The organism is Marinitoga hydrogenitolerans DSM 16785 (genome assembly GCF_900129175.1).
In the GTDB taxonomy this organism is placed as follows: domain Bacteria; phylum Thermotogota; class Thermotogae; order Petrotogales; family Petrotogaceae; genus Marinitoga; species Marinitoga hydrogenitolerans.
In genome coordinates this window covers 1-1,877 of sequence record NZ_FQUI01000080.1, presented here as the reverse complement: position 1 = coordinate 1,877, position 1,877 = coordinate 1, and the positions used below count along the sequence as shown (strand labels likewise).

The 1,877-nt window shown below is 22.9% G+C and carries 2 protein-coding genes; one reads left to right on the top strand and one right to left on the bottom strand.

Features of this window, described 5'->3' with window-relative positions:
* Positions 1-146 precede the first annotated feature (146 nt).
* Positions 147-863, top strand: a complete 717-nt coding sequence (locus tag BUA62_RS11230; protein ID WP_072866119.1) for a carbohydrate kinase family protein — start codon at positions 147-149, stop codon at positions 861-863.
* A 5-nt stretch (positions 864-868) separates the two neighbouring features.
* On the opposite strand, the gene BUA62_RS11225 is transcribed toward BUA62_RS11230, so the two are convergent.
* A complete protein-coding gene (locus tag BUA62_RS11225; RefSeq protein WP_072866118.1) occupies positions 869-1,585 on the bottom strand; it encodes a hypothetical protein in 717 nt (238 codons plus the stop codon).
* Positions 1,586-1,877: the final 292 nt, after the last annotated feature.

The window sequence follows — 1,877 nt, the reverse complement described above, 5'->3', positions numbered from 1 at the left end:
ATAAATAAAATATATTTACTTTTCAAAGAGCATATAAATAATAATAATAATCAATAACAATAATATAATTATTCTATACTAATTATACGAGGGGAAAAAGGTGAGATAATTCAAATAACGATAAAAGATTTTAATGGAGGTATAAAATGAAAGTAGATGTTTATGGAGCAATTTTTTATGATATTTACATTTATGGTGATGAGCCACATAATTCAAAAATCATAGAAGTTCCAGGAGGATCAGGCTTTAATATTGCATATTTATTATATAAATTAGGATATGAAATTAATTTTAAGGGTTTTTTAGGGAATGACTATAAAGGGGAATATTTAAAAAGAATTATTCCATTTCATCCAGAAGTGAAAAATGAAAAAACTGCGGTATTTATCTCGAAAAATGATATTCCCATAGCTGTTGAAAGAAAAATAAACGAGAGTGAATATAATGATTTAAGGAAAAATGCTGATATAGCAATTATTACTACTGAAATATCAAAAGAAGAATTAAAAAGAATAGAAAAATTAAATTATAAAAAAGTGTTTTTTGATATTGGACCCAGACCTTTTATTTCTAATGGAATATTCGAAAAAGCTTTTATTATTGGAACAGAAAATGAATGTAAATATAGAAAATGTGATGTTATTAAAATTGGAGAAAAAGGTGTAATATATAAGAAAAAAATATTTAGTTCAAACAAAAAAATCGCAAATTATAAAATAGGACTTGGGGATATTTTTGACGGGTTATTTATCGATAATTATTTAAAAAGAAAATCAATAGAATCTTCTATTATTAATGCTATTAAAAGATTAGAAAAAGTTTTAGATATGCCAACAGCCTATAATAAAATAAAAGCATTATAAAAAAATTAAATGTTTGAAATAATAGTATATATTTCCAGATATTCATTCATATTATTAAATTTTTGAAGTGTTAATTTTGAAAGATCTAATTTTATATTTATATCGAATTTGATATTAGAGATTGTTTCCAATATTTTTTTTCTATCTTCTTTTGAATAATATATGGGTTTGTAATATCCAAGAGTTACATGTGGAATTAAAGTAGCGTTTAAAGGGAAAAGACTATCTATTTTGTTATATATATACATTAAATATGTGAAATCTTTTTTTGAAGATGGCATAAATTCTACACCTATAGCAGAATTTCCATGAAATAAACCTATGGAATTAAAACATATGGAAATTGGTTTTAAATGTGTAAAATCGTTTATAAAAATGTTTTTAATTTTTTCCTCTGTTTCTTTCATACATAAATTAATATCCTCTGAATTAAAAGGATTACATAAATCATGAATTGTAATATGGAAAGTTTCAGGTTTCAAAGGTTCAGCCAACAAATATCCGATTTTTGAATATAATTTTTTCTGTATTTCTTGGAGTTTATTTCTTTCTTCATAATTTAGAAATATCAATACAGTATTGCCTGAAAAAGGTATATAATATCCATTTTTATCAACCTTTTTATAAATTCCTTCATTATTCTCCCAATCTCCATTTAATAAATTCTTTTTCGAATTTGCATTTATATCTTTTAACAATTTTATATATTCTTTATAATACATAAAAATCCCTCCTTCCAATGTTTTTATTATGTTAATATTATCATAATTTTACCTTTTCGAAAAATTGCAAAAACATACGTAAATATTAATTTTTTTATTATAAAAGGGGTTCATTATAAATAATCTGATATGAACATGCTTGAAACCGGTTTCATATAAAAGTATAATATGTATGTACCGAAAAATTCAAAAACTTTAAAAGATTTCCGGTAGGGAGTCAAATCAGTAAAAAAGAGCAAAAAGGAAATAATTAGCTATAAAAGAAGCTAATAGTTTGAGAATATTGAAATTC

Bases quoted from the DNA above. Each gene is read 5' to 3' on its own strand.
- BUA62_RS11230 (WP_072866119.1), top strand. From the start codon at position 147: ATGAAAGTAGATGTTTATGGAGCAATTTTTTATGATATTTACATTTAT.
- BUA62_RS11225 (WP_072866118.1), bottom strand. From the start codon at position 1,585: ATGTATTATAAAGAATATATAAAATTGTTAAAAGATATAAATGCAAAT.